This window comes from Kitasatospora sp. NPDC003701 (assembly GCF_053587085.1).
In genome coordinates this window covers 1-24998 of sequence record NZ_JBSFNM010000092.1, presented here as the reverse complement: position 1 = coordinate 24998, position 24998 = coordinate 1, and the positions used below count along the sequence as shown (strand labels likewise).

Annotated in this window: 25 protein-coding genes and 1 pseudogene; 17 read left to right on the top strand and 9 right to left on the bottom strand. The window is 73.2% G+C overall.

Annotated elements, in window-relative coordinates; translation table 11 throughout:
- Both ACWDRR_RS41575 and moaA read left to right on the top strand, forming a co-directional pair.
- Positions 1 to 865: solute symporter family protein (locus tag ACWDRR_RS41575; RefSeq protein WP_449777512.1), on the top strand; the 865-nt coding region annotated here is incomplete at its 5' end.
- Between the two features lie 93 nt (positions 866 to 958).
- Entirely contained in the window at positions 959 to 1948 is a 990-nt protein-coding gene (gene moaA / locus ACWDRR_RS41570) for a GTP 3',8-cyclase MoaA (RefSeq protein ID WP_449777511.1), read from the top strand.
- 76 nt (positions 1949 to 2024) lie between these two features.
- Here moaA and ACWDRR_RS41565 read toward each other — a convergent pair whose 3' ends face one another.
- From ACWDRR_RS41565 to ACWDRR_RS41540, 6 genes are all read right to left on the bottom strand, one after another.
- On the bottom strand, positions 2025 to 2285 hold the full coding sequence (locus ACWDRR_RS41565; protein WP_449777510.1) for a hypothetical protein: 261 nt from the start codon (positions 2283 to 2285) through the stop codon (positions 2025 to 2027).
- A 265-nt stretch (positions 2286 to 2550) separates the two neighbouring features.
- Complete coding sequence (locus tag ACWDRR_RS41560) at positions 2551 to 2934, bottom strand: DUF3099 domain-containing protein (protein ID WP_449777509.1); 384 nt, start codon at positions 2932 to 2934, stop codon at positions 2551 to 2553.
- A 102-nt stretch (positions 2935 to 3036) separates the two neighbouring features.
- Positions 3037 to 3585 (bottom strand): RNA 2'-phosphotransferase, encoded by a 549-nt coding sequence (locus ACWDRR_RS41555; protein WP_449777508.1) that lies wholly within the window; start codon positions 3583 to 3585, stop codon positions 3037 to 3039.
- 32 nt (positions 3586 to 3617) lie between these two features.
- Complete coding sequence (locus ACWDRR_RS41550) at positions 3618 to 5015, bottom strand: metallopeptidase TldD-related protein (RefSeq protein ID WP_449777507.1); 1398 nt, start codon at positions 5013 to 5015, stop codon at positions 3618 to 3620.
- Positions 5015 to 6568, bottom strand: coding sequence for a TldD/PmbA family protein (locus ACWDRR_RS41545; protein ID WP_449777514.1), 1554 nt, complete (start codon positions 6566 to 6568; stop codon positions 5015 to 5017). Before ACWDRR_RS41545 ends, ACWDRR_RS41550 begins: the two co-directional genes overlap by 1 nt.
- A 149-nt stretch (positions 6569 to 6717) precedes the next feature.
- Complete coding sequence (locus ACWDRR_RS41540; RefSeq protein ID WP_449777506.1) at positions 6718 to 7863, bottom strand: MBL fold metallo-hydrolase; 1146 nt, start codon at positions 7861 to 7863, stop codon at positions 6718 to 6720.
- A 338-nt stretch (positions 7864 to 8201) separates the two neighbouring features.
- Between ACWDRR_RS41540 and fabG the strand changes: the two genes are divergently transcribed.
- Both fabG and fabI read left to right on the top strand, forming a co-directional pair.
- A complete protein-coding gene (gene fabG, locus ACWDRR_RS41535) occupies positions 8202 to 8921 on the top strand; it encodes a 3-oxoacyl-[acyl-carrier-protein] reductase (protein WP_449777505.1) in 720 nt (239 codons plus the stop codon).
- 2 nt (positions 8922 to 8923) lie between these two features.
- Positions 8924 to 9691: an enoyl-ACP reductase FabI gene (fabI, locus tag ACWDRR_RS41530; protein ID WP_387893649.1), complete on the top strand. Its 768-nt coding sequence runs from the start codon at positions 8924 to 8926 to the stop codon at positions 9689 to 9691.
- 93 nt (positions 9692 to 9784) lie between these two features.
- Here fabI and ACWDRR_RS41525 read toward each other — a convergent pair whose 3' ends face one another.
- Positions 9785 to 10459, bottom strand: coding sequence for a FadR/GntR family transcriptional regulator (locus tag ACWDRR_RS41525; RefSeq protein ID WP_449777504.1), 675 nt, complete (start codon positions 10457 to 10459; stop codon positions 9785 to 9787).
- A gap of 131 nt (positions 10460 to 10590) precedes the next feature.
- Between ACWDRR_RS41525 and ACWDRR_RS41520 the strand changes: the two genes are divergently transcribed.
- The 3 genes from ACWDRR_RS41520 to ACWDRR_RS41510 all read left to right on the top strand — a co-directional run bounded on the left by ACWDRR_RS41520 (position 10591) and on the right by ACWDRR_RS41510 (position 12800).
- Positions 10591 to 11892 (top strand): CynX/NimT family MFS transporter, encoded by a 1302-nt coding sequence (locus ACWDRR_RS41520; protein ID WP_449777503.1) that lies wholly within the window; start codon positions 10591 to 10593, stop codon positions 11890 to 11892.
- 46 nt (positions 11893 to 11938) lie between these two features.
- The gene (locus ACWDRR_RS41515; protein ID WP_402395528.1) at positions 11939 to 12061 is read left to right on the top strand and encodes an SGM_5486 family transporter-associated protein; all 123 of its coding nucleotides are present in this window, start codon (positions 11939 to 11941) and stop codon (positions 12059 to 12061) included.
- 211 nt (positions 12062 to 12272) lie between these two features.
- The gene (locus ACWDRR_RS41510; protein WP_449777502.1) at positions 12273 to 12800 is read left to right on the top strand and encodes a SixA phosphatase family protein; all 528 of its coding nucleotides are present in this window, start codon (positions 12273 to 12275) and stop codon (positions 12798 to 12800) included.
- A 122-nt stretch (positions 12801 to 12922) separates the two neighbouring features.
- On the opposite strand, the gene serB is transcribed toward ACWDRR_RS41510, so the two are convergent.
- Entirely contained in the window at positions 12923 to 14179 is a 1257-nt protein-coding gene (serB, locus tag ACWDRR_RS41505; protein ID WP_449777501.1) for a phosphoserine phosphatase SerB, read from the bottom strand.
- Between the two features lie 298 nt (positions 14180 to 14477).
- Here serB and ACWDRR_RS41500 point away from each other — a divergent pair, with 298 nt between their 5' ends.
- The 3 genes from ACWDRR_RS41500 to ACWDRR_RS41490 all read left to right on the top strand — a co-directional run bounded on the left by ACWDRR_RS41500 (position 14478) and on the right by ACWDRR_RS41490 (position 19141).
- Complete coding sequence (locus ACWDRR_RS41500; RefSeq protein ID WP_449777500.1) at positions 14478 to 17069, top strand: FHA domain-containing protein; 2592 nt, start codon at positions 14478 to 14480, stop codon at positions 17067 to 17069.
- A gap of 325 nt (positions 17070 to 17394) precedes the next feature.
- Positions 17395 to 18492: a GAF domain-containing sensor histidine kinase gene (locus ACWDRR_RS41495; RefSeq protein WP_449777513.1), complete on the top strand. Its 1098-nt coding sequence runs from the start codon at positions 17395 to 17397 to the stop codon at positions 18490 to 18492.
- Positions 18485 to 19141 (top strand): response regulator, encoded by a 657-nt coding sequence (locus tag ACWDRR_RS41490; RefSeq protein WP_449777499.1) that lies wholly within the window; start codon positions 18485 to 18487, stop codon positions 19139 to 19141. The genes ACWDRR_RS41495 and ACWDRR_RS41490 overlap by 8 nt, the downstream gene beginning before the upstream one ends.
- A 60-nt stretch (positions 19142 to 19201) precedes the next feature.
- Here the strand turns inward: ACWDRR_RS41490 and ACWDRR_RS41485 are convergent, their stop codons facing one another.
- On the bottom strand, positions 19202 to 19999 hold the full coding sequence (locus ACWDRR_RS41485) for a hypothetical protein (protein WP_449777498.1): 798 nt from the start codon (positions 19997 to 19999) through the stop codon (positions 19202 to 19204).
- A 148-nt stretch (positions 20000 to 20147) separates the two neighbouring features.
- Between ACWDRR_RS41485 and ACWDRR_RS41480 the strand changes: the two genes are divergently transcribed.
- The 7 genes and pseudogenes from ACWDRR_RS41480 to ACWDRR_RS41450 form a co-directional block, all read left to right on the top strand.
- A complete protein-coding gene (locus ACWDRR_RS41480) occupies positions 20148 to 20939 on the top strand; it encodes an ABC transporter ATP-binding protein (RefSeq protein WP_402395546.1) in 792 nt (263 codons plus the stop codon).
- A 153-nt stretch (positions 20940 to 21092) separates the two neighbouring features.
- Positions 21093 to 21515: an NfeD family protein gene (locus ACWDRR_RS41475; protein ID WP_387894986.1), complete on the top strand. Its 423-nt coding sequence runs from the start codon at positions 21093 to 21095 to the stop codon at positions 21513 to 21515.
- A gap of 10 nt (positions 21516 to 21525) precedes the next feature.
- Positions 21526 to 22572: an SPFH domain-containing protein gene (locus ACWDRR_RS41470; protein WP_449777497.1), complete on the top strand. Its 1047-nt coding sequence runs from the start codon at positions 21526 to 21528 to the stop codon at positions 22570 to 22572.
- 247 nt (positions 22573 to 22819) lie between these two features.
- Positions 22820 to 23578 (top strand): sulfite exporter TauE/SafE family protein, encoded by a 759-nt coding sequence (locus ACWDRR_RS41465; RefSeq protein ID WP_449777496.1) that lies wholly within the window; start codon positions 22820 to 22822, stop codon positions 23576 to 23578.
- 97 nt (positions 23579 to 23675) lie between these two features.
- A complete protein-coding gene (locus ACWDRR_RS41460) occupies positions 23676 to 23852 on the top strand; it encodes a DUF1272 domain-containing protein (protein WP_449777495.1) in 177 nt (58 codons plus the stop codon).
- A 38-nt stretch (positions 23853 to 23890) separates the two neighbouring features.
- Positions 23891 to 24193 (top strand): 4a-hydroxytetrahydrobiopterin dehydratase, encoded by a 303-nt coding sequence (locus tag ACWDRR_RS41455; RefSeq protein WP_449777494.1) that lies wholly within the window; start codon positions 23891 to 23893, stop codon positions 24191 to 24193.
- 135 nt (positions 24194 to 24328) lie between these two features.
- Positions 24329 to 24998, top strand: a pseudogene (locus ACWDRR_RS41450) (hypothetical protein); the annotation flags it as partial.

Here is a 24998-nt window from a genome sequence, read left to right as displayed (position 1 = left end):
GCTCGACTTCCTCAGCCTCGGCATCGCCCTGGTGCTCGGCACCGCCGGTCTGCCGCACATCCTGGTCCGCTTCTACACCGTGCCCACCGCCAAGGCCGCCCGGAAGTCCGTGCTCTGGGCGATCGGCATCATCGGCGGCTTCTACCTGATGACCCTGGCGCTCGGCTTCGGCGCGGCGGCCCTGGTCGGCCCCAAGGCGATCAAGGCGGCCAACGCGGCCGGCAATACCGCCGCCCCGCAGCTCGCCGAGCAGCTCGGCGGCGGCCCGGGCTCCACCGGCGGCGCGATCCTGCTGGCGGTGATCTCCGCGGTGGCCTTCGCCACCATCCTCGCCGTGGTGGCCGGACTCACCCTGGCCTCCTCCGCCTCGTTCGCCCATGACCTCTACGCCAACGTCATCCGGCGCGGCAGGGCGAGCGAGAAGGAGGAGATCCTCTCCGCGAAGTGGGCCGCCGTCGCGATCGGCGCGGTCGCCATCGTGCTGAGCCTGTTCGCGGGGAAGCTCAACACCGCCGCCCTGGTCGCGCTGGCCTTCGCGGTGGCCGCCTCCGCCAACCTGCCCACGCTGCTCTACTCGCTGTTCTGGAGGCGCTTCACCACGACCGGCGCGGTCAGCTCGGTCTACGCCGGTCTGATCAGCTCGGTGACGCTGGTGCTCTTCTCGCCGGTCGTCTCCGGCGCCAAGACCTCGCTCTTCCCGGACTCCGACTTCCACTGGTTCCCGCTGGAGAACCCCGGGCTGGTCTCCATCCCGATCGGCTTCCTGGCCGGCTGGATCGGCACGCTGCTCTCCAAGGAGAAGGCCGACCCGGCGAAGTACGCTGAACTGGAGGTCCGCTCGCTGACCGGGCTGGGCGCCCACTGACGGGCGGACGATGACTAAGCTGGCCCGGCCCCGTGGTTGCGGTGGCCGGGTCGGCCGCTTTTCCCGGCCGCAACCTCACGGGAAGGGAACGCCGTGCTGCTCGACACCTTCGGCCGGCAGGCCGTCGACCTGCGGGTCTCCCTCACCGACCGGTGCAATCTGCGCTGCACCTACTGCATGCCGGAGGAGGGCCTGCAGTGGCTGGCCAAGCCCGACCTGCTCACCGACGAGGAGATCGTCCGGCTGGTCACCGTCGCCGTGCGCGACCTCGGCGTCCGGGAGGTCCGCTTCACCGGCGGCGAACCGCTGCTGCGCCCCGGACTGGTCGGGATCGTCGCCGCCTGCTCCGCGCTCGAACCGCGCCCCGAGCTCTCGCTGACCACCAACGGCATCGGCCTCGCCCGGACCGCCGCGGCACTGCGCGCCGCCGGGCTGGACCGGGTCAACGTCTCGCTCGACACCCTCGACCCGGACACCTTCCACACCCTCACCCGTCGCCACCGCCACCAGGACGTGCTGGACGGGCTGGCCGCGGCCGAGGCCGCCGGACTGACGCCGGTCAAGCTGAACGCCGTGCTGATGCGCGGGATCAACGACCACGAGGCGGCCGATCTGCTCGCCCGGTGCCTGGAGCGCGGCTACGAGCTGCGCTTCATCGAGCAGATGCCGCTGGACGCCCAGCACGGCTGGGACCGCTCCTCGATGGTGACCGCCGAGGAGATCCTGGAGCGGCTCGCCGCCCGGTTCACGCTCACCCCGGAGCCCTCCGCCCGCCGCGGTGCGGCCCCGGCCGAGCACTGGCTGGTGGACGGCGGGCCGGGCCGGGTGGGCGTGATCGCCTCGGTCACCCGCCCGTTCTGCCGCGCCTGCGACCGCACCCGGCTGACCGCCGACGGACAGGTCCGCAACTGCCTCTTCGCGACCGGCGAGACCGATCTGCGGACCGCGCTGCGCTCGGGCGCGGGGGACGCCGAACTCGCCGAACTCTGGCGCGCGGCGATGTGGGGCAAGAAGGCGGGTGCCGGGATCGACAACCCGGAGTTCCTCCAGCCCGAGCGGCCGATGTCCGCGATCGGCGGCTGAGGCGGCTCGGGCGGCTCTGGCGGCTCTTGCGGTCGAGACCGTCGAGGCCGCCCGGGCTCGCGGTCGCGCGCGGTCGCTAGGAGAGCGGCAGGCGCGGGCCCGGCGCTTCGTCCTGCGGGGTCCAGTCGGCGAGGGCGACGACCTCCTTGAGGAAGCCGCGCACCCCGAGGAACTGGGAGAGGTGCTCGCGGTGCTCCTCGCAGGCCGCCCAGGTCTTGCGGCGGTCCGGGGTGTGCAGCTTCGGGTTGTTCCAGACCAGCACCCACCGGGCGTCCGCCCGGCAGCCCTTGGCCGAGCAGACCGGCGTCTGCGTCTGCGGGGAGCCCGGGGATTCCATGGTGCCGTCCTCAGCGATAGGCGGGTGGTCTGCACCGCCAGTCTTTCACGGCCCCGGACGGCGACATCCGGTCCGGGCATGGCGACGCCGGGCAGCCACGGGGGGAGCCGCCCGGCGTCGGTCCGTCGCTCCGACGGGGGATGCGGAGCGCGTACGCAGTATGTCACGGGAGGGCCCCGGTATGGGGAGGTCTTGCATGATTAATCTGAGGTTCTTTTGAGCTTTCTGTTGAGGGAGTCAGTGGATAACCCCCTAAAACGGACAGTCAGTTCTGCCCCTGTGAAGAATCGGTGGGCACGCTCTGTGCCACACCGGCATCACGTGCAGCACCGGCCCCACCCGTACCGCCGGGGCCGAGCATCAGCGGGGTGTCCGGCGGGACGTCGAAGGTGCTCGGCAGCCCCGGCGCCCGCTCGCGGCCGGCATTGGCGATCAGCACCGCGAAGTAGGGCAGCAGCACCGCACCCGCCAGTGCGACGAACGCCAGCACCCGCTGGACGTCCCACAGGACCACCGCGAGCAGCACGCAGACGGTACGGAGCAGCATCGAGGCCACGTAGCGGCGCTGTCGCCCCCGGACGTCCTCGGTGAGGCTGCTGCGTGCCCCCGTGATCCGGTGGACCTGTCCACCGCCGGCGCTCTTGCCCATGTCCTACCGCCCTCGTCCACGCACCCGCGCGTCTCGCCGCGCGGCCACTTCACGGTACGCCGCGGGGGCGCCGCCGACGAGACCGGGGGCGGGCGGCGCGCGTCACCGGAGCCGGGAGAGGTACTCCGGCGGTACCGCGTCGGTCAGCCAGACGCCGTTGGCACTGATCCGGAAGGTGTGGCCGGCCGCCGCCATCGCGGCGGCGTCGACCACCAGGACCACCGGACGGCCGTGCCGCGAGCCGACCCGCACCGCGGTGTCGGTGTCGGCCGACAGGTGGACGTCCTGGCGGGCCATCGGCCGCAGGCCCTCGTGGAATATCGCGTCCAGGCTCCGGTCGGCGGTGCCGTGGAACAGCCGCGCCGGCGGCTCGGCGGCGGCCAGACCGAGGTCGACCGCCACCGTGTGCCCCTGGCTGGCGCGGATCGAGAGACCGTCCTCGGAGTAGGCGAAGCGGCGCTTGTTGTTGGTCGCCACCACGTGGTCCAGTTCGGCCCTGGTCAGCCGGGTGCCCCTCGCCGCCAGCGCGGCGAGCAGCACGTCCACCTCGACCCAGCCGGCCGCGTCCAGGGCGATCCCGACCCGCTCCGGCTCGTGCCGCAGGATGCGGGACAGCATCTTGCTCGTCCGGACCGTGCGCTTCTCGTCCATCTCTCGATCCCTCGTTCCCCCCGGGCCAGGTCCTAGGAGGCCTGGCTCACCGAACTCATGTTGAAGCCCGCGACCCGCACCGGCGGCATCGCGGCCCGGGTGAACCAGTCGCCCCACTCGCGCGGCAGGCAGCGCTCCGTGCGGCCCACCTCGGTGATCCGGCCGAGCAGGTCGACCGGCGACTCGTTGAACCGGAAGTTGTTGACCGCGCCGACGACCTCGCCGTTCTCCACCAGGTACACGCCGTCCCGGGTGAGGCCGGTGAGCAGCAGGTTCGCCGGGTCCACCTCGCGGATGTACCAGAGGCAGGTGACCAGCAGGCCGCGCTCGGTGCGGGCGATCATCTCGTCCAGGGTCGGCGCGTCGGCCCGGTCGGCCGTCTCCAGGACGAGGTTGTCCACCGCCGGCCGCAGGGCCAGGCCGGTGAGCCCGGCGGAGTGCCGGGTGGTGATCAGCTCGGCCAGCTCGCCGTCGCGGATCCACTCGGTGGCGGTGAGCTCCAGGCCGTTGTCGAAGACCGAGGAGTCCCCGCCGGTGGAGTGCGCCAGCACGAACGGCGCCGCCTCCAGGCCCGGCTCGGCCGGGTCGGAGCGCAGCGTCAGCGGCAGCGGGGCCAGCTTGTCGCCGATCCTGGTGCCCCCGCCCGGCTTGGAGAAGACCGTCCGGCCCTCGGCGGCGTCCCGGCCGCCGGCCGACCAGCTCAGGTAGACCATCAGGTCGGCCACGGCCGAGGGCGGCAGCAGCGTCTCGTAGCGGCCGGCGGGCAGGTCGACCTTCCGGGCGCCCCAGGCCAGCCGCTTGGTCAGCTGGGTGTGCAGCTCGGCGACGTCCACGTCGGCGAAGTCCCGGGTGGCGGCGCCGGCCCAGGCCGAGCCGGACAGGTCGGCGGTCTTGGCGTTCAGCTCGACCGTGCCGGTCGGCTGGTCGTGGCGCAGCCGCAGGCCGGTGGAGGTGCCCAGGTAGCTGGAGACCACCTCGTGCCGGGCGAAGCCGTACAGCAGCTCGCCCTGGGCGGCGGCCCGGGCGAAGGCCTCGCCGAGGGCGGGCGCGAAGGCCGCGAAGACCTCGATCGACGTCTCGGCCGGCGGCTCGCCGAAGTCGGGCGAGGACGGCCGGCCGGCCACCAGCGGCTGCGCGTCCTCGGCCGGGCCGGCCGCCAGGGCGGCCTGCTCGGCGGCCCGCACCAGGCTCTCCACCTCGTCCGGGGTGACGGCCTCGCGCGAGACCACGCCGGAGGCGGTGCCCTCGGCCCCCGCCACCGTGGCGATCACCGTGAGCCGGCGGCCCCTGGTCACCCCGTTGGTGGTGAGCGCGTTGCCGGCCCAGCGCAGGTTGGCGGTCGACTCCTCGTCGGCGATCACCACGCAGCCGTCGGCGCGGGAGAGGCCGAGCGCCAGCTCGACGAGTTCGTGGGGCTGAATCGCGGTCATCAGTGACCCGCCTCCTGCTGGGTGTTGAGCACGTTGACGTTGCGGAACAGCGCCGAGGGGCAGCCGTGGCTGACCGCCGCGACCTGGCCCGGCTGCGCCTTGCCGCAGTTGAAGGCCCCGCCGAGGACGTAGGTCTGCGGGCCGCCGACGGCCGCCATCGAGCCCCAGAAGTCGGTGGTGGTGGCCTGGTAGGCGAAGTCCTTGACCTGGCCGGCGAGTTCGCCGTTGCGGATGGCGTAGGCGCGCTGGCCGGTGAACTGGAAGTTGTAGCGCTGCATGTCGATCGACCAGGAGCGGTCGCCGACGATGTACAGGCCGTTCTCGACGCCCGCGAACAGGCCCTCGGTGTCGGGGCCGTCGGCGGCCGGCCGGAGCGAGACGTTGGCCATCCGCTGGACCGGGACGTGCGCGGGGGAGTCGGCGAAGGCGCAGCCGTTGGAGCGGTCGAAGCCCTTGAGCCGGGCCATGCCGCGGTCGAGCTGGTAGCCCGTCAGGACGCCGTCCTTGACGAGGTCCCAGGACTGGGTGGCGACGCCCTCGTCGTCGTAGCCGATGGTGGAGAGGCCGTGCTCGGCGGTGCGGTCGCCGGTGACGTGCATCAGCTCGGAGCCGTAGCGCAGCGAGCCCAGCTTGTCGAAGGTGGCGAAGGAGGTGCCGGCGTAGGCGGCCTCGTAGCCGAGCGCGCGGTCCAGCTCGGTGGCGTGGCCGATCGACTCGTGGATCGTCAGCCAGAGGTTGGACGGGTCGACCACCAGGTCGTAGCGGCCCGGCTCGACGCTCGGCGCCTTCATCTTCTCGGCCAGCAGGGCGGGCAGTTCGGCCAGCTCGGCGTCCCAGTCCCACCCGGTGCCGCGCAGGTACTCGAAGCCGCGCCCGACCGGCGGGGCCAGCGTGCGCATCGAGTCGAAGGCCCCGGTGCGCTCGTCCACCGAGGTGGCCTCCAGCCAGGGGTGCAGCCGGATCCGCTGCTGGGTGGTGACGGTGCCGGCGGTGTCGGCGTAGAACTTGTTCTCCTGCACCGTCAGCAGGTTGGCCTGGACGTGCGAGACGCCCTCGGCGGCCAGCAGCCGCGAGCTCCAGTCGGCGAGCAGCGCCGTCTTCTCCGCGTCCGGCACCTCGAAGGGGTTCACCTCGTACGCGGAGATCCAGGTGGCGTCCGGGTAGACCGGCTCGTCCGCCAGCTCGACGCGCTCCTTCGAACCGGCCGCGCGGCTGATCCCGCCGGACAGCCGGGCCACCGCGACGGCCTGTTCGGCGACGCGGGCCGCCGCGACCGCGGTGAGGTCCACCCCGGCGGCGAAGCCCCAGGCGCCGTCCAGCAGCACCCGGACGGCGAAGCCGAGCTGGACGCTGTCGGAGGTGCCGGCCGGCCGGGCGTCGCGCAGCCGCCAGGACGCGCTGCGGACCCGCTCCAGGCGGAAGTCCGCGTGCTCGGCGCCGAGTTCACGCGCGCGGGTGAGCGCCGCGTCGGCCAGGGCGCGCAGCGGGTAGGCGAGGAACAGCGGGTCGACGGCGCGCCCGTGCGGGGCGCCGGAACTGCTGGTCGGGGGCATCGGAGGCAAGCGGGCTCCCTGGTCGGGGGGACGGCGGTGCGGGTACCCCGGAACCGGGGTACCCGCACGGCATCATGTCCCGTTCGGGGGGTTTGGGCCAGCGCATTCCGGTGGTGACACGCGGCCGCCGCCGCCCCGCGGAGCGCCGGTCAGCCGACCGTCTCCCACCAGCCGTCCAGCTCCGGCGGGTTGTCGACGTCCACCCGCTCGCCGGGGCGCGGCACCGCGAGCGGGACGGCCTGCGCCTTGGCCTCCACCAGCAGCCGCTCGATCGGCTCCGCCCACGGGTGCAGGCCCAGGTTGAAGGTGCACCAGTGGACGGGCACCAGCAGGCCGGCGTTCAGCTCGCGGTGGGCGAGGACGGCGTCCTCCGGCGTCATGTGGATGTCGGCCCAGGCCGTGTCGTACGCGCCGATCTGCACCAGGGCGGCGTCGAACGGGCCGTGCTGCCCGCCGATCCTCGCGTAGCCCTCGAAGTAGCCGGAGTCCCCGGTGTAGAAGACCTTGCGGGTCGGCCCGGCGATCACCCAGGAGCCCCAGAGGGTGGTGTTGCGGGTCAGACCGCGTCCGGAGAAGTGGTGGGCGGAGGTGAGGGTGACGACCAGTTCGCCGAGCGTGCAGGTCTCGTCCCAGTCCAGCTCGATGATCCGGTGCTCCGGGACGCCCCAGCGGCGCAGGTGGCCGCCGATGCCGAGCGGCACCGCGAACGGCGCGGACTGGCTGCGGACCAGCCGCTTGACCGTCGCCATGTCCAGGTGGTCGTAGTGGTCGTGCGAGATCAGCACCGCGTCGACCTGCGGCAGCTCCTCCAGCTCCACCGGCACCGGGTGCAGCCGCTTGGGGCCGACGTGCGCGGCGGGGGAGCAGCGGTCGCTCCAGACCGGGTCGAGCAGCACCCGGGTGCCCTCGATCTCGACCAGCGCGGAGGCGTGCCCGTACCAGGTGATCTCCACGCCCTCGGCGGCCGGGCGCGGTCCGACGGCGGGGCGGACGGTGGGCACCGGGTTGGCGGGCACCCGGCCCTCGCGCTGGAACAGCATCCGGCGCACGGTGTCCCGGTCGATGTCGGGTGCGGACCCGGCCCGGGCCAGCGTGGACGGCGCGTTGTGGAAGACGCCGTCCCGGTACTGCGGGGAGTTGCGCACCCGGGCCTCGCGGGCGGCGTCCGGCCGCCGTCCGAAGGCCGCCGGCAGGTCGCGCAGCGACCAGGCGGCCGCTCCCGCGCCGGCCGCCAGGGCGGCCAGGGCCAGCAGTCGTCCCCGCCGGTGGGTGGTACCGGGCTGTGCCTCGCTCATCCGTGCTCTGCCTTCGCTCGTCGCCGTGGCCGCCGGGCCCCGCGCGCGGGGGCCCCTCCAGGAATCGGTACGGCCGGCCCCGGTTGTTCCGCACCACGGGGGCAACGGGTGCACCCGGTCGCGTTGTTCCCGGAAAACCGCCGTAGTGGACGCCACAAGGGTAGGCCGGAGCGGGTGGGGACCGGGCGGGAGCGGCCCGGGCACGGATTGTCGGATTGCGACAGTTCCTTCGGTGAGGCGCTGTGGGAGCTCGATTCGTCGCCGCCCCGGGCCGACCGATAGCGTCACACTGCGTGCGCATTCCGACGTACGCGCACACTACGGAGAGAGGTGGATCGTTGAGCCGCTCGGTTCTCGTCACCGGAGGAAACCGGGGCATCGGCCTCGCGATCGCCCTGGCCTTCGCCGAGGCGGGCGACAAGGTCGCCATCACCAGCCGCTCGGGTGAGGTACCCGCGGAGCTGGCCAAGTACGACGTGCTCGCGGTGCGCTGCGACATCACGGACGGCGCGCAGGTCGATGCCGCGTTCACCGAGATCGAGGCCAAGCACGGCGGGGTCGAGGTGCTGGTCGCCAACGCCGGCATCACCCACGACACCCTGCTGCTGCGGATGTCCGAGGAGGACTTCACCTCCGTCGTGGACACCAACCTGACCGGCACGTTCCGGGTGGTCAAGCGCGCCTCCAAGCTGATGATGCGCGCGCGCAAGGGCCGGGTCGTCCTGATCTCCTCGGTGGTCGGCCTCTCGGGCTCCCCGGGCCAGGCCAACTACGCCGCCTCCAAGGCCGGCCTGGTCGGCTTCGCGCGCTCGCTGGCGCGCGAGCTGGGCCCGCGCAACATCACCGTCAACGTGGTCGCCCCCGGCTTCGTCGACACCGACATGACCGCAGTGCTCAGCGACGAGCGCCGCGCGGAGATCGTCTCGGGCGTGCCGCTGGGCCGCTACGCGGCGCCCGCCGAGGTCGCCAACACCGTGCGGTTCCTCGGTTCGGACGAGGCCGCGTACATCACCGGAGCCGTCATTCCCGTCGACGGCGGATTGGGCATGGGTCACTGAGCATGAGTGGAATCCTTGAGGGCAAGCGGATCCTCATCACCGGAGTGCTGATGGAGTCCTCCATCGCCTTCCACACCGCCAAGCTCGCGCAGGAGCAGGGCGCGGAGATCATCCTCACCGCGTTCCCCCGGCCCAGCCTCACCGAGCGGATCGCCAAGAAGCTGCCGAAGCCGGTCAAGGTGCTGGAGCTGGACGTCTCCAGCGAGGAGCAGCTGGCCGGCATCGCCGACCAGGTGCGCGAGCACCTGCCGACCCTGGACGGCATCGTCCACTCGATCGGCTTCGCCCCGCAGGACGCCCTGGGCGGCAACTTCCTGAACACGCCGTGGGAGTCCGTGGCGACCGCCATGCACGTCTCGGCGTTCTCGCTGAAGTCGCTCACCACGGCGCTGCTGCCGCTGATGCAGGACGGCGGCTCGGTCGTCGGTCTGACCTTCGACGCCCAGTTCGCCTGGCCGAAGTACGACTGGATGGGCCCGGCCAAGGCCGCGCTGGAGGCCACCTCCCGCTACATGGCCCGTGACCTCGGCGCCCGCAACATCCGGGTCAACCTGGTCTCGGCCGGCCCGATCGGCTCGATGGCCGCCAAGTCCATCCCGGGCTTCGCGGACCTCGCCGCCACCTGGGACACCCGTTCCCCGCTGAAGTGGGACCTGGCCGACCCGGAGCCGGCCGGCCGCGGCGTCGTCGCCCTGCTCTCGGACTGGTTCCCGAAGACCACCGGCGAGATCGTCCACGTGGACGGCGGCCTGCACGCCATCGGCGCCTGACCGCCGCACGTCCGACCCGGCCCGGCACCCCTCCTGGGGTGCCGGGCCGCGGTGTTGTCCGGGGTGCCCGTGCGCGCCGGGCCGGCGCGGTCGTCAGGCGTCGGGCGGCGTGCAGGCGCCGATGGCGCGGCCGGCCTCGACCGAGGCGCGCTGGGGGTCGCCCGCCCGGATCGCGTCGAGGATCTTGTCGTGCCCGAGGTAGCGCTCGGCGATCAGCTCCGGGCCGACGTCGTGGCGCAGGTGGGCGCGGGTGACCTCGCCGAGGTCGGCGTAGACGGCGAGGAGGACGTCGTTGTGGGCGGCGGCGACCACGGCCTGGTGGAAGGCGGCGTCGGCCTGGATGAAGTCCTCGGCGTCGCCGGAGCGCCAGGCGTCCTCGCGGCGGGCCAGGGCGGCGTCCAGCAGGGCGAGGTCGCGCGCGGTGCGGCGGGAGGCGGCCAGCCCGGCCGCCGAGGTCTCCAGGGTGACCCGCAGCTCGGCGACCTGCGACTGGTCGGCGTCGGCGAAGCGGCGGTGCATGACCCCGGCCAGCTCGCTGGTGGCCAGGACGTAGGTGCCGGAGCCCTGGCGGATGTCCAGCAGCCCGTTGTGGGCGAGCGCGCGGACCGCCTCGCGGACGGTGTTGCGGGCGACGCCGAGCTGCTCGACCAGTGCGGCCTCGGTCGGGATGCGCGAGCCGACGGGCCATTCGCCCGAGGTGATCTGGGCGCGCAGCTGCGCGATCACCTGGTCGGACAGCGGGGTGCGCCTCGGAGAGGACAGCGCCACGGGGGGACTCCTTGCGGCTTCGGGTCGGCGGTGGGGGCGTCGGCCGGCGGGTGGGTCGGCTTCGGGCGGGTCGGGACATCATGCCAAGTCGAGGATGCGCTAATTCATCCCATCATTCTATGATGGCTCCCATGCCTCCCGCAGCAGACACCACCACCGCCCCGCGAACCGGGGTCGGACCGCAGACCGAGCGGCCCACCGCCACCGCCTCCCCCTCCTCCAACCGGAGCAAGTACCTCGGCTGGCTGTTCGCCGTCGCGATCGCCGCCGCCGCCTTCAACCTCCGGCCCGTGGTCACCAGCCTCGGGCCGCTGCTCGACCAGGTCCGCACCGACCTCGGGATGAATCCGACGCTGGCCGGCCTGCTGACCGCCGTCCCCTCGCTCTGTTTCGCCCTGTTCGGCTTCGCCGCGCCCGGCATGGCCCGGCGGTTCGGGCCGATCGCGGTGGTCACCGCGGGCATGGGGGCGATCACCGCCGGCGTGCTGGCCCGCTCCTTCGCCGGCGGCACGGCGGTGTTCCTGCTGCTCACCGCGCTCGCGCTGGCCGGGGTGGCGGTCTCCAACGTGCTGATCCCGGTGGTGATCAAGCGGTACTTCCCGGAGAAGGTCGGTCCGATGATCGGCCTGTACTCCATGTCGCTGTCGGCCGGCACCGCGCTCGCCGCAGCCGTCACCGTGCCGCTGACCAACGCGTTCGGCGGGGACTGGCGGATCGGCCTGGGCATCTGGGCCGCGCTCGGCGCGCTCGCCCTGCTGCTCTGGCTGCCGGTCGCGGTGACCAGGCGCGAGCGCGGCGGGAAGGCCGGCGGGGCGACCGCCAAGCTGCCGATCACCCGCAGCCGCACCGCCTGGGCGATGGCCTGCTTCTTCGGCCTCCAGGCCACCGGCGCCTACGTGGTGATGGGCTGGCTGCCGAAGATCTTCCAGGACTCCGGGATCTCCGAGGGCACCTCCGGCGTGCTGCTGGCCCTGACCATGGTGATCGGCGTGCCGGTCTCCTTCGTGCTCCCCAACCTCGCCGCCCGCCGGGGCGACCAGCGGCTGTTCGTCGTCCTGCTCGCCTCCTTCGGCATCGCCGGGTACACCGGACTGGCGCTCGCCCCGGCCGCCGCGCCGTGGGTCTGGGCGACCCTGGTCGGCCTCTCGAACTGCGCGTTCCCGCTGGTGCTCACCATGATCGGCCTGCGGGCCCGGACCGCCGGCGGGGTCGCCCAGCTCTCCGCCTTCGCCCAGGGCGTCGGCTACCTCATCTCCATCCCCGGCCCGATCCTGATCGGCCGGCTGTACCAGGCCACCGGCGAGTGGTACCTGCCGCTGGGCTTCCTCGCCGTGCTGCTGGTGCCGCAGATGATGTTCGGCCTGCGGGCCGCGCGGGCCCGGCACATCGAGGACGAGGCGGTCCTCCCCGCCGGCGAGCGCGCCGCGGCGTAGCGGGGCCGGTGACGGACGGGCATGGCCGGGGTGGGAGAATCCGGTCATGCCCGTACTCGACCCGAACCCCACCGACGGCCACAAGAAGCTCGGCCAGCTCGCCGCACTGATCGTCGGCATCGTGGTGCTGCTGGCGATCGTCGCCACGGTGGCCCAGAACATCGGCTGATCCGCCGCCCGGCCCGGCCGCCCGTCGGCGGGCCCGCTTGCCGGCCCGCCCGTCGGCCGGCCCGTCGCGCCGGTCGCCGGTACGCGGACCGGATGCCGTCCGCCGGGCCAACCTCCGGTGAACGGCGCATGATGACACCCCCCACTCCTGAGAGTGGCGGCAACCGGCGGCATCGCGCCCCCGGGCGGCTTTTCTGCCAAGCTTGCTGGGTATGAGCGCCGAAACGCCCCGCAGGATCATCGTTCTCCGCCATGCCAAGGCCGATTGGCCCAACGGCGTCGACGACCACGAGCGGCCGCTGGCCGACCGGGGCCGCCACCAGGCCCCGGAATCCGGCCGCTGGCTCGCCGACTCCGGTATCAACCCCGACTACGTGCTCTGCTCCACCGCCCTGCGTACCCGCGAGACCTGGAAGCTCGCCGCGCACGAGCTGGAGAAGCGCCCCCGCAGGACGGTGTACGAGGACCGGATCTACGAGGCCAGCCCCGGCGAGATCATCACCGTCCTGCAGGAGACCCCCGAGGAGTACGCGGACGTGGTGCTGGTGGGCCACAACCCCGGTGTGCTCGGGCTGACCCAGGTGCTGGCCGGCGACGAGGGGGACCGGGAGGCGCTGGAGCGGCTGCGGCTCGGCGGCTTCCCGACCGCGGCGATCGCGGTGCTCAGCTTCGACGGCTCCTGGAAGGGCGTCGAGCCGGGCGTGGCCGCGCTGGTCTCGTACTTCACGCCGCAGGACTGAGCCGACCGGGCCGCGCCGACCGCGCCGCCCGACCCGGGCCGGCCGACCCGGGCCGAGCGGTCCGGCAGACGTGAGGGGCGCGAGGACGATGGTCCTCGCGCCCCTCACGTGCGCTCCGGCGCCTACTCGGTCGGCGTGCCGTCCAGCGCGTCGGCCGCCTCGACCTCTTCGCGGGTGATGCCCAGCAGGTACAGCACGGTGTCCAGGAACGGCACGTTCACCGCGGTGTCGGCCGCCTCCCGCACCACCGGCTTGGCGTTGAAGGCCACGCCCAGCCCGGCCGCGTTCAGCATGTCCAGGTCGTTGGCGCCGTCGCCGATCGCCACCGTCTGCTCCAGCGGCACCTTCGCCTGCTCGGCGAAGCGGGCCAGCCAGCGGGCCTTGCCGGCCCGGTCCACGATCTCGCCGACCACCCGGCCGGTGAACTTGCCGTCCACCACCTCCAGGGTGTTGGCGGCCGCGAAGTCCAGGCCCAGCTGCTCCACCAGGTGGTCGGTGACCTGGGTGAAGCCGCCGGAGACCACCGCGACCTGGAAGCCCAGCCGCTGCAGCGTGCGGATCAGGGTGCGCGCGCCCGGCGTGAACCTGACCTCCGCGCGGACCTTCTCCGTCACCGCGGCGTCCAGGCCGGCCAGCAGCGCGACCCGGGCGTGCAGCGACTCGGCGAAGTCCAGCTCGCCGCGCATCGCCGCGGCCGTCACCGCGGCGACCTCCTCCTCGCAGCCCGCGTGGGCCGCGAACAGCTCGATCACCTCGTCCTGGATCAGCGTGGAGTCGACGTCCATCACCACCAGGCGCTTGGCCCGGCGTTCGAGGCCCGCCGCGACCACCGCGATGTCCACCCGCTGCTGGGCCGCCTCCTGGGCCAGCGCGGCGCGCAGCTCGTCGGTGGCGACACCGGAGACGGCCAGCTCGACGGCGGTCACCGGGTACTTGGCCAGTCGGAAGACCCGGTCGATGTTGCCGCCCGAGGCGGTGATCCGGGAGGTGAGCGCCGACACCGCGGCGGCGGTGAGCGGGTGGCCCAGCACGGTGACGTGCGAACGGCCCTCGCGGCGCGGCCGGTTGTCGCCGATGCCGGAGATGATCTCGGCCTGGAGCTTCTGCTCCTCGGCCCAGCGGTGCACGGTGGAGCGCAGCTCGCCCTCGGCGCCGGGCGCGGTCGGCGGGGTGACCAGGGCGCACAGCGTTATCCGGCCCCGGGTGACGACCTGCTCGATGTCGATCACGTCGACGCCGAATCCGGCCAGGGTGGCGAAGAGACCGGCGGTGATGCCGGGGCGGTCCTTGCCGAACACCTTGACGAGCAGAGTGCGCTCGTCCTCGGTCCGGGGCTGCGGGGCGGGGAACGGCTCGGCGGCCAAGGGCGATGCGTTCATGGTGACACCCACGCTACCCGCCGGCCGGCGCCCTCACGGCACCCGTCCGCGTCGTGGACGGGAGTGCGGACCGGTGTGGACGGTGTGCGCACGATCCGGGTGACCGGGTGGTGGCACGGAGGCGACATCACGGGGTGGTGGCAGGGGCGTCCGCGAATCGTTGCCGCCTGGTCACAGTCACCGGGGGTGACTTTCGTCAACGGGCGGCGGACTGGAATGATTCCCCCGTCGGATTCAGGACATCGCACCCCCGGTCGGGGGCAAAATCGGGGGACCGAGAGAGCGGGGCAGGCGAGCAGTGCCGCAACTCGTCATTGAGATCAACGGACAGCAGCGGACTCTGGAGCCGGGGCGGTCCTACACCATCGGGCGCAACCCGCAGTCGGACTTCCCGTTCGACGACGCCAGGGTCTCCTGGCAGCACGCCACCATCTCCTTCAACGGGGCCGGTTGGCAGCTCGACGACCACGGGAGCACCAACGGCACCTACACCGCCGGCGCCCGGACCCAGCAGGCCCCGCTCTTCCCGGGCGCGGTGGTCAACCTCGGCAACGCCGAGAACGGCCCCCGGCTGAGCTTCTCCGCGCCCGCCCAGGCCGGCGCGCCCGCCCCCGCCTGGCACGAGGCCGCCACCAGCCGCAGCCACGCCCCCGCGCCGCAGCCGCCCGTCCAGCAGCAGCCGCCGGTCCAGCAGCAGTGGGCCCAGCAGCCCCCGGTGCAGCAGCAGCCCTACCAGCCCCAGGCCCAGCCGCAGTGGGGCGGCCAGCCGCAGCCGCAGCCCTTCCCGCAGCAGCAGGGCTTCCCCCAGCAGGCCCCCCAGCACGGCGGTTTCCCGCAGCAGCACGCCCCGCAGCACGACGCCGGCGGCCCGCAGCCGACGATGATCCGCAATCTGACCGCCGGGATGAACACCGTCCGGATCGGTCGCGCGCTCGACAACGACATCGTCGTCTCCGACCTCCAGGTCTCCCGCCACCACGCCGAGCTGCGCCAGCTGCCCGACGGCCGGTACGAGATCGTCGACCTGGGCAGCCACAACGGCATCTTCCTCAACGGCATGCCGGTCCAGCGCCAGTTGATGTCGCCGCAGGACCGTCTGACGGTCGGCCACTCCAGCTTCGTCCTGGTCGGCGACCAGCTGCAGGAGTTCGTCGACACCGGCGCGGTCTCCTTCTCCGCCCGCCACCTGACCGTCGAGGTCGACTTCAAGGGCGGCAAGAAGGTCCTGCTCAACGACGTCAGCTTCGGCGTGCCGGAGAAGTCCCTGGTCGCGGTCATCGGCCCGTCCGGCTCCGGCAAGTCGACCCTGCTGCGCGCCCTCACCGGCTACCGCCCGGCCGACCGCGGCGACGTCCTCTACGACGGCCGCAACCTCTACAAGCAGTTCGCCGAACTGCGCTCGCGGATCGGCCTGGTGCCGCAGTCGGAGATCCTGCACAAGGAGCTGACGGTCCGCACCGGCCTCAAGTACGCGGCCCGGCTGCGGTTCCCCGGCGACACCGAGGCGCGCGAGCGCGAGGCGCGGATCGACGAGGTGCTCTACGAGCTGCGCCTGGACAAGCGCGCCGACAACCGGATCACCGCGCTCTCCGGCGGCCAGCAGAAGCGCGTCTCGGTCGCCCTGGAGCTGCTCACCAAGCCCTCGCTGATCTTCCTGGACGAGCCCACCTCGGGCCTGGACCCGGGCATGGACCGCGAGGTCATGCAGATGCTGCGCGGCCTCGCCGACGACGGCCGCACCATCCTGGTCGTCACCCACTCGGTGGCCGAGCTCGCGCTCTGCGACCGGCTGCTGGTGATGGCGCCCGGCGGTTCGGTGGCCTACTTCGGCCCGCCGGACGAGGCGCTGCACTTCTTCGGGTACGAGACCTGGGCCGACGTCTTCCAGGCCTTCGAGAACTACCCGGACCACGACTGGGCCGGCCGCTACCGGGGCTCGGTGCACTACCAGCAGTACTCCGCCGACGTGGACGCCGGGACCGTGCAGTCCGCCCAGATCGTCCAGGAGGCCATCAGGCCGCCGAAGCCGCAGAGCTGGGGCTCGCAGCTGTGGACGCTGATGCGCCGCTACATGTCGGTGCTCGCCTCGGACCGCGGTTTCCTGGCCCTGTCGGTGCTGCTGCCCGCCGTCATCGGCGCGGTCAGCGTGCTGATCCCCAACGAGCCGGGGCTCGCGCCCAACCCGAAGACGCAGCTCCACCTCAACAGCGGGGCCGCGACGATCATGCTGATCCTGGCGATCGGCGCCTGCTTCTCCGGATCGGCCAACTCGGTCCGAGAACTGATCAAGGAACGGGCGATCTACGAGCGAGAACGAGCCACCGGGCTCTCCCGCTCGGCGTACATGATGTCCAAGATCATCGTGCTGGGCTTCTTCAGCGTGATCCAGGGCGCCATCATCTCCGCCGTCGGCTTCCTGCCGCGCAAGCTGCCCGCACACGGCCTGATCGTCGAGAACCTGCCGGTGATCGAGATGACCATCGGCATGATCCTCCTGAGCTTCGCCGCGATGATGTTCGGCCTGATGATCTCCGCGCTGGTGAAGACCGCCGAGAAGACCATGCCCCTGCTGGTCATGTTCGCGATCGTCCAGGTCGTCTTCACCGGCTGCCTCTTCCAGATCTTCGGCAAGCCCGGTCTGGAGCAGGCCGCCTGGCTGATGCCGGCCCGCTGGGGCACCGGCATCGTGGCCACCACGCTCGACCTGTCGCACCTCATGGGCCCCTGGAACAAGGACTTCCAGAACCCGGACTACGACCCGCTGTGGGACAGCACCGTCGCCCAGTGGGCGATCAACGCGGGCGCCCTGATCGCGATGTCCGTCGTCATCGGCGTCATCGTGACCCGCCTCCAGCGGCGTCACGAGCCCGAGGTCATGCAGAAGGGCTGACGCCCGCACCGCCGCACCCCAGGGGCGGCCCCTCCCGGCGACGGGGCGGGCCGCCCCTCGGCGTACCCGGGGCCCGTCCGCCGGGGGCGTCCGAAGCCCGGCCCTAGGTCTGTGGACCTGCTCCCCGCGCGCCCGTGGACCGACGCGGCGGCCGGCCCGGCGGCGGTAGTTTGGCGGTATGCCCACCGCGCCCAGTGACCGCCGGCCCCCGGCCGGCCTGCTGCCCGTCGACCGGATCCCGGTCGGCCCGCCGCCCGCCGGCCCGCTGCCCGCCTGCGAGCCCTGCCTGGCCGGCATCGAGGCCGTCAGCCAGGCCCTGCTGGCGATGAGCCGCCACCTGGAGGTGCGCGAGGTGCTGCGGCGGATCACCGCCTCCGCCCGCGGTCTGCTCGGCGCCGAGTACGCGGCCCTGGGCGTGCCCGACGACCACGGCGGCTTCGCCCAGTTCGTCGTCGACGGCGTCACCGACGAGCAGTGGAAGGCCATCGGCCCGCTGCCCCGCCAGCACGGCGTGCTCGCCAAGATGCTGCACGAGACCGGCCCCACCCGGCTCGCCGACGTCCGCGAGGCCCCCGCCTTCGGCGGCTGGCCCGCCGCCCACCCCGAGATGGACGCCTTCCTCGGCATGCCCATCCTCGACACCGACGCCGCCGAGGACGACTCGCAGGTGATGGGCGTGATCTTCCTCGCCAACAAGCGCGGCGGCGGCGGCTTCACCGACCACGACGAGGAGCTGCTGCGGATACTGGCCGCGCACGCCGCCCTCGCCCTCACCAACGCCCGCCTCTACGAGCGCAGCCGGGAGCTGACCCTGGCCGGCGAGCGCGCCCGGATCGCCCACGACCTGCACGACGCCGTCTCGCAGAAGCTCTTCTCGCTGCGCCTCACCGCCAAGGCCGCCGCCAAGCTCGTCGACCGCGACCCGGTCCGCGCCCGCGCCGAACTCGCCGAGGTCGCCAAGCTCGCCGCCGAGGCCGCCGACGAGCTGCGCGCCGTCGTGGTCGAGCTGCGCCCCGCCGCCCTGGAGGAGGACGGCCTCAGCGCCACCCTCGCCTCCCAGGTGCAGGTCCTCGACCGCGCCCACAGCGCCGACGTCGCCTTCGCCGCCGACGGGGTCCGCGCCCTGCCGCCGGCCCAGGAGGCGGCCCTGCTGAGGGTCGCCCAGGAGGCCCTGCACAACGCGCTGCGCCACTCCGGCGCCCGGCGCGTCAGCGTCACCCTGGCCGGCACGCCCGAGCGCGGCGCCGTCCTGCGCGTGCGCGACGACGGCCGGGGCTTCGACCCCGAGTCCGTCCGCCGCGCCGGCCGCCACCTCGGCCTGGCCTCGATGCGCGACCGCGCCGCCGCCGTCGGCGGCACGCTCACCCTGGACTCGGCCCCCGGGACGGGGACGGTCGTCGAGATGGAGGTCCCCGGTGCCTGACACCACCCCAGTGATCCGCGTCCTGCTGGTCGACGACCACCAGGTGGTCCGCCGGGGCCTGCGCACCTTCCTGGAGGTGCAGGACGACATCGAGGTGGTCGGCGAGGCCGCCGACGGCGCGGAGGGCGTCGACCGGGCCCGGGAGCTGGACCCGGACGTCGTCCTGATGGACCTCAAGATGCCCGGTGTCGACGGCATCGAGGCGCTGCGCACGCTCAAGGGCGAGGGCAGCCGAGCGCGGATCCTGATCGTCACCAGCTTCACCGAGCACCGCACCATGGTCCCCGCGCTGCGGGCCGGCGCCGCCGGGTACGTGTACAAGGACGTCGACCCGGAGGCGCTGGCCGGCGCGATCCGCTCGGTCCACGCCGGCCACGTGCTGCTCCAGCCCGAGCTGGCGGAGGCACTGCTCGCCGACGACGGCCCGCGCCAGCCGCAGGGCCGCGGCGCCACCCTGACCGAGCGCGAGCGCGAGGTGCTCGGCCACATCGCCGACGGGCGCTCCAACCGGGAGATCGCGCGGAGCCTGCACCTCTCGGAGAAGACGGTGAAGACGCACGTCTCCAACATCCTGATGAAGCTGGACCTCGCCGACCGCACCCAGGCCGCGCTCTGGGCGGTCCGCCACGGCGAGGCCCGGGAGGTCTAGGGCTCGCGGCCCCGGGTCCGGCGGCGCCGGGACCCGGGGGCGGATCCAGGGGGGCGGAATTCAGCCCTTCTCGTCCACCAGCGCGTTGTACGCCGCCACCTGGGCCCGGCGGGCGATCCGCCGCAGGGGGTCCAGCACCGCCTGGCGGGAGGCCATCTCGGAGGCGCTGACCGCCGCGCCGTGGCCGCCCGAGGCGATCGACAGCAGCGCCGACACCTGCCGGGCCGACTCCAGCACCCGGACGGCGCGCGGCGGGTACCCGGGGGCGAGCAGCTCGGCGTGCCCGCGCCGCCGGTACGCCTCCAGCGCCCGCAGCGCCTCCGGGCCGGCCCCGGCCACGTCGAGACGGGCCAGCAGCACCGTCGCCTCCCGCAGCCCGTCCGCCAGCTCCCGCTCCGCCTCGTGCAGCGACGGCACGTCGGCCGGGGGCGCGTCGTTGACCTCGGAGCAGCGCCAGAGCACCGTCGCCGAGCGGTCCCCGACCGGCCCGAACACCTCGACCTCCGGCACCAGCCCGAGCGGCACCCCGACCGCCAGCACGGCCTCGCCCGCGCCCAGCGCCCGCTCGTTGAACGGCGCCGGACCGGTCAGCCCCAGCGGGTGCCCGGCGGACGGCAGGGCCAGCCGCAGCCCCTTCACCCCCAGCACCCGCAGCCGCCCCAGCGCCCAGGTGAGCCCGTGCCGCTCGCCCGGCGCGTCCCCGGGCAGCCCGGTCACCCGGTGGCTCTCGTCACTGCCCAGCACCGCCGCGGCGGCGTTGTCGGGCGGCACCAGACCGGCCAACAGGGCGTTGCCCCAGGCGGCCAGCCGCCCCGAACGGGGCTCTTCGTACGGATTGTCGGCAGGAGTCGCGAGCATCCGGCCAGCCTACGGAATCGGCGGTCATCCGCGTGGCGTAGGTTTGCCCATGCGCGTGCGGCGCACCCACTCCGTGCCCACCGGCCGCCGGAGTAGGCTGCCCCGCCCGCACCGACGGCCGAATTTCTGTTTTGGGGAAGGCATAGGCATGAGCGACGTGCTGGAGCTGGTTGACGTGTCCGTGGTCCGGGAGGGGCGCGCGCTGGTCGACCAGGTCTCGTGGTCCATCTCCGAGGGCGAGCGCTGGGTCATCCTCGGCCCCAACGGCGCCGGCAAGACCACCCTGCTGCAGATCGCCTCCACGTACCTCTTCCCGACCGCCGGCAAGGTGTCCGTCCTCGGCGAGAAGCTCGGCGAGGTCGACGTCTTCGAGCTGCGCTCCCGGATCGGCCTGGCCGGCGCCGCCATGTTCGACAAGCTGCCCGCCGGACAGAGCGTGCTGCAGACGGTGCTCACCGCCGCCTACGGCATGACGGTCAGCTGGCAGGAGCAGTACGAGCAGGCGGACGAGTCGCGCGCGCTCGCCCTGCTGGACCGGCTCGGCATGGCCGGCCTGACCGAGCGCAAGTTCGGCACCCTCTCCGAGGGCGAGAAGAAGCGCACCCTGATCGCCCGCGCCCTGATGACCGACCCCGAGCTGCTGCTGCTGGACGAGCCCGCCGCCGGCCTGGACCTCGGCGGCCGCGAGGACCTGGTGCGCCGCCTCGGCGCGCTGGCCCAGGACGAGTTCGCACCGGCGATGGCGATGGTCACCCACCACGTCGAGGAGATCGCGCCGGGCTTCACCCACGTCCTGATGATCCGCCAGGGCAAGGTGCTCACCGCCGGCCCGATCGACACCGAGCTGACGGCGCGCAACCTCTCCAAGTGCTTCGGCCTCCCGCTGACCCTGGAGCGCCACGGCGACCGCTGGTCCGCGCAGGGCCTGCCGCTCGGCTGACGGCCCCGGGCCGTGCGCCGGAGGCCCTCACGACCCTGCCGGACCCCACTGAACTCGGCTGAACTGGAGCCGGTCGCACGTGCGACCGGTTTCCGCCCCTCCACCTGCGGGAACTGTCCGCCTCGAAGGCCCTTCGCTCCCTAGGATGGACACGTGGACAGCTGGATCTGGTGGCTCCTGGCCGCCGTCGGCCTCGGCATACCGCTGGTCGTCACCGCGATGCCGGAGTTCGCGATGTTCGCGGTCGGCGCGCTCGCCGCGGCCGGTGTCGCCGGGCTCGGCGCCGGGGCGGTGTGGCAGGTCCTGACCTTCGTCGCGGTCTCGGTCGCCCTGCTGGTCGTGGTGCGCCCCATCGCGTACCGGCAGCTCAGGAAGGGGCCGCAGATCAAGATGGGCATCGAGGCGCTTCAGGGCGCCACCGCGGTCGTCGCGGAAAGAGTCGACGGGGAGGGCGGGCGGATCAAGCTCAAGGGCGAGATCTGGTCGGCCCGCGCGCTCAACCCCGGCAGTGTGTACGAGCCGGGGCAGCAGGTCGACGTCGTCGAAATCCAGGGCGCGACCGCCCTGGTCGTCTAGGGGAGAGTCCGTGGAACCCGTCCTTATCGTCCTGGTCGTCCTGGTCGTGGTGGCATTCATCGCGCTGATCAAGACGATTCAGGTCATCCCGCAGGCCAGCGCCGCGATCGTGGAGCGCTTCGGCCGCTACACCCGGACGCTCAACGCAGGGCTGAACATCGTCGTCCCGTTCATCGACCGGGTCCGGAACCGGATCGACCTGCGCGAGCAGGTCGTGCCCTTCCCGCCGCAGCCGGTGATCACCCAGGACAACCTGGTGGTCAACATCGACACGGTGATCTACTACCAGGTCACCGACGCCCGGGCCGCCACCTACGAGGTCGCCAGCTACATCCAGGCGATCGAGCAGCTGACGGTCACCACGCTGCGCAACATCATCGGCTCGATGGACCTGGAGTCGACGCTGACCTCCCGCGAGGTGATCAACGCCGGTCTGCGCGGCGTGCTGGACGAGGCCACCGGCAAGTGGGGCATCCGCGTCAACCGCGTCGAGCTGAAGGCGATCGAGCCGCCGACCTCCATCCAGGACTCGATGGAGAAGCAGATGCGCGCCGACCGCGACAAGCGCGCCGCGATCCTCACCGCCGAGGGCGCCCGGCAGGCGCAGATCCTGCGGGCCGAGGGTGAGAAGCAGGCCGAGGTGCTCAAGGCCGAGGGTGAGGCGCAGGCCGCGGTGCTGCGCGCCGACGGTGAGGCGGCCGCGATCCGCACCGTGTTCGAGGCGATCCACGACGGCGACGCCGACCAGAAGCTGCTCGCCTACCAGTACCTGCAGACCCTGCCCGAGCTGGCCAAGGGCGACTCCAACAAGCTGTGGATCATCCCCAGCGAGGTCGGCGACGCGCTCAAGGGCCTCGGCGGCGCGTTCACCGGTCTGACCGGCAACGGCGGTGCGAACGGCGGCGCGCCCGCCGCCCCCAGCGCCCCGGCGCCGGCCGCCACCCAGGTCCCGCTCGACCCGGCCGCCGGTCCGCGCCCGCTGGACACCGACACCAAGGGTGCCGCCCGCCCCCGGGTGGACCCGGCCCGCGAGTACCGGAAGATCGACCCGGAGTGAGCTGAGCCCGTCGCGTGACGCGTCGTCGTCGCGCGCGGGTGCCGAGGGCCCGCCTCCCGTGCGGTACGGGGAGCGGGCCCTCGGCGTTGCTGCGGACGCCCCCGCCCGGCGTACGGCCGCCCGGAGCGTGTGTTGCGCCCGGTGAACGGTCGTGTGGTGTACGTCCCGAATCGTGGGCGGGCTCTGGTAGGCGCACCCCGCCGTCCGGCATGATCGCCTCGGACAGGCCCGAGACGAGAGGTGGCCCATGACGCTCTGGGAGGCGGTCGCCGTCCTGGTGGCGGGAGTCGGCGCGGGGATGATCAATGTGATCGTCGGCTCCGGAACCCTGATCACCTTCCCGGTGCTGCTCGCCGTCGGCATCCCGCCGGTCACCGCCAACGTCTCCAACGCCTTCGGCCTGGTGCCCGGCTCGCTCAGCGGCGTGATCGGCTACCGGAGGGAACTGGCCGACCAGGGCCGCCGGCTGGTCCGCCTCGGCATCGCCGCGCTGCTCGGCGGGCTGGTCGGCGCCGTCCTGCTGATCGAGCTGCCGAGCAGCGCCTTCGACACGATCGTCCCGGTCCTGATCCTGCTGGCCCTCGTCCTGGTGGTGATCCAGCCCCGGGTGGCCAAGGCGGTCGCCGCCCGGCGCCGGCCCGGGGGAGACCCCGACGGCGGCCTGGCACTGCTGGCCGGCGTCTTCCTGACCGGCATCTACGGCGGCTACTTCGGCGCGGCCCAGGGCGTCCTGCTGCTGGCGCTGATGGGCATGCTGCTCCAGGAGGACCTCCAGCGGATCAACGGTGTGAAGAACGCGCTGGCGCTGATCGTCAACGGCGTCGCCGCCGTGTTCTTCCTCTTCACCTCGACCATCAACTGGGCCGCCGCCGGTCTGATCGCCGTCGGCTCGCTCTGCGGCGGCCTGCTCGGCGCGAAGGTCGGCCGCAAGCTGCCCCCGCCGGCGCTGCGCGGGGTCATCGTGGTGGTCGGCCTGGTGGCCGTCACCAAGCTGCTCGTCAGCTGAGCGGCCGTCCGTCGCGGCGGTCGGTTCGCCCGGGCTGTCGCGTTCCGTGTGCTGTTCCGGCCGTCCCGTTCGTTCCGTTCGCCCTGAAGGAGAAGCCGTGGCGCTGGAGATGCGCGACACCTGCGAACGCTGCGCGGTGTCGCTGACGGCGGACGGCCCGGCGTCCCTATGCTCCTACGAGTGCACCTTCTGTCCGGACTGCACCGAGGCCATGGCCGCCACCTGCCCCAACCGCGGTGGCGAACTGGTGCCCCGTCCGCGCCGGAGGGCCTGACCCTTCACCAGTCACCCCCGACACCCGGGAGCGGTTCGATGAGCAGCAGAGCGCGTCTGACGGAGGACGAGATCACGGTCGCCCTGGCCGGTCTGCCGGAGTGGAGCCGGGACGGCGACACCATCGTCCGCACCGCCGACGCGGCGGACTTCCCGGCGGCGATCCGGGTGGTCGTCGCGGTCGCCGAGCAGGCGGAGGCGCTGGACCACCACCCGGACATCGACATCCGCTGGCGGACCCTGCACTTCGCGCTCTCCACCCACAGCGCCGGCGGCCTCACCGCCCTGGACGTCACCCTCGCCGCCCGCATCGACGCCGCCCTCCGGGACGAGTCCGGCTGACGGCCCCGTTCCGTTCCGCTCGTTCCACGTCCTCGGGTCCGCCTCGGACCGGCCTCGCAGAGGCCGGAAGGAGGCGCTCCGGGTGGCGTGAGATGCTGGCTGCCGCATTGCCGGCGGTCGGGAGGGACGGAACGGATGGCACAGGATCCCCTCGGAGACGCCGCGCAGCAGCCGTGGTACCCGCAGCAGGCACAGCCGGACTGGCCGGCGGGGTATCCGGACCAGCAGCAGTGGCAGGGAAGCCACGGGTACGACGGCGGCGCCGGGTACGCGGAAGCCGGCCGGCCGGACCACGGGCACCCGGACCACGGGCAGGCCCAGCACGGGTACGCCCAGCACGGCTACGGGCAGAGCGCGTACCCGCAGGCCGGGTACGGCCAGGGCGGCTACCCGCAGGCCGGGTATGCGGAGCCCGGGTATCCGGAGACCGGGTACGCGGAGACCGGGTACGGCCAGGGCGGACAGCCGGGCGGTCAGCACCAGCCGTACTACCAGTACGACGACTACGGGCAGCAGCAGTACGCGCCGTACGCCGTCCCGCAGCAGCCGGCCGGTGAGGAGCTGTACGCCCCGGCGGGCGCCGAATACTCCACCGACGGCTACGTGCACATCGAGCCCGAGCCGGTCGCCGAACCCGAGCCCCATCCGCCGGCGGCCGTGGCCGCGCCGGAGCCCGCCGCCCCCGGGCCGCGGTCGGCCGGGCGGCGGGGCGGCGGCCGCCAGGACCCGGGTGGCCAGCAGGAACTCGTAGCCGGGGGCGACCGCGCTGAGCGCGTTGGCCGCCGTGAACACGGTGAGCGCGGTC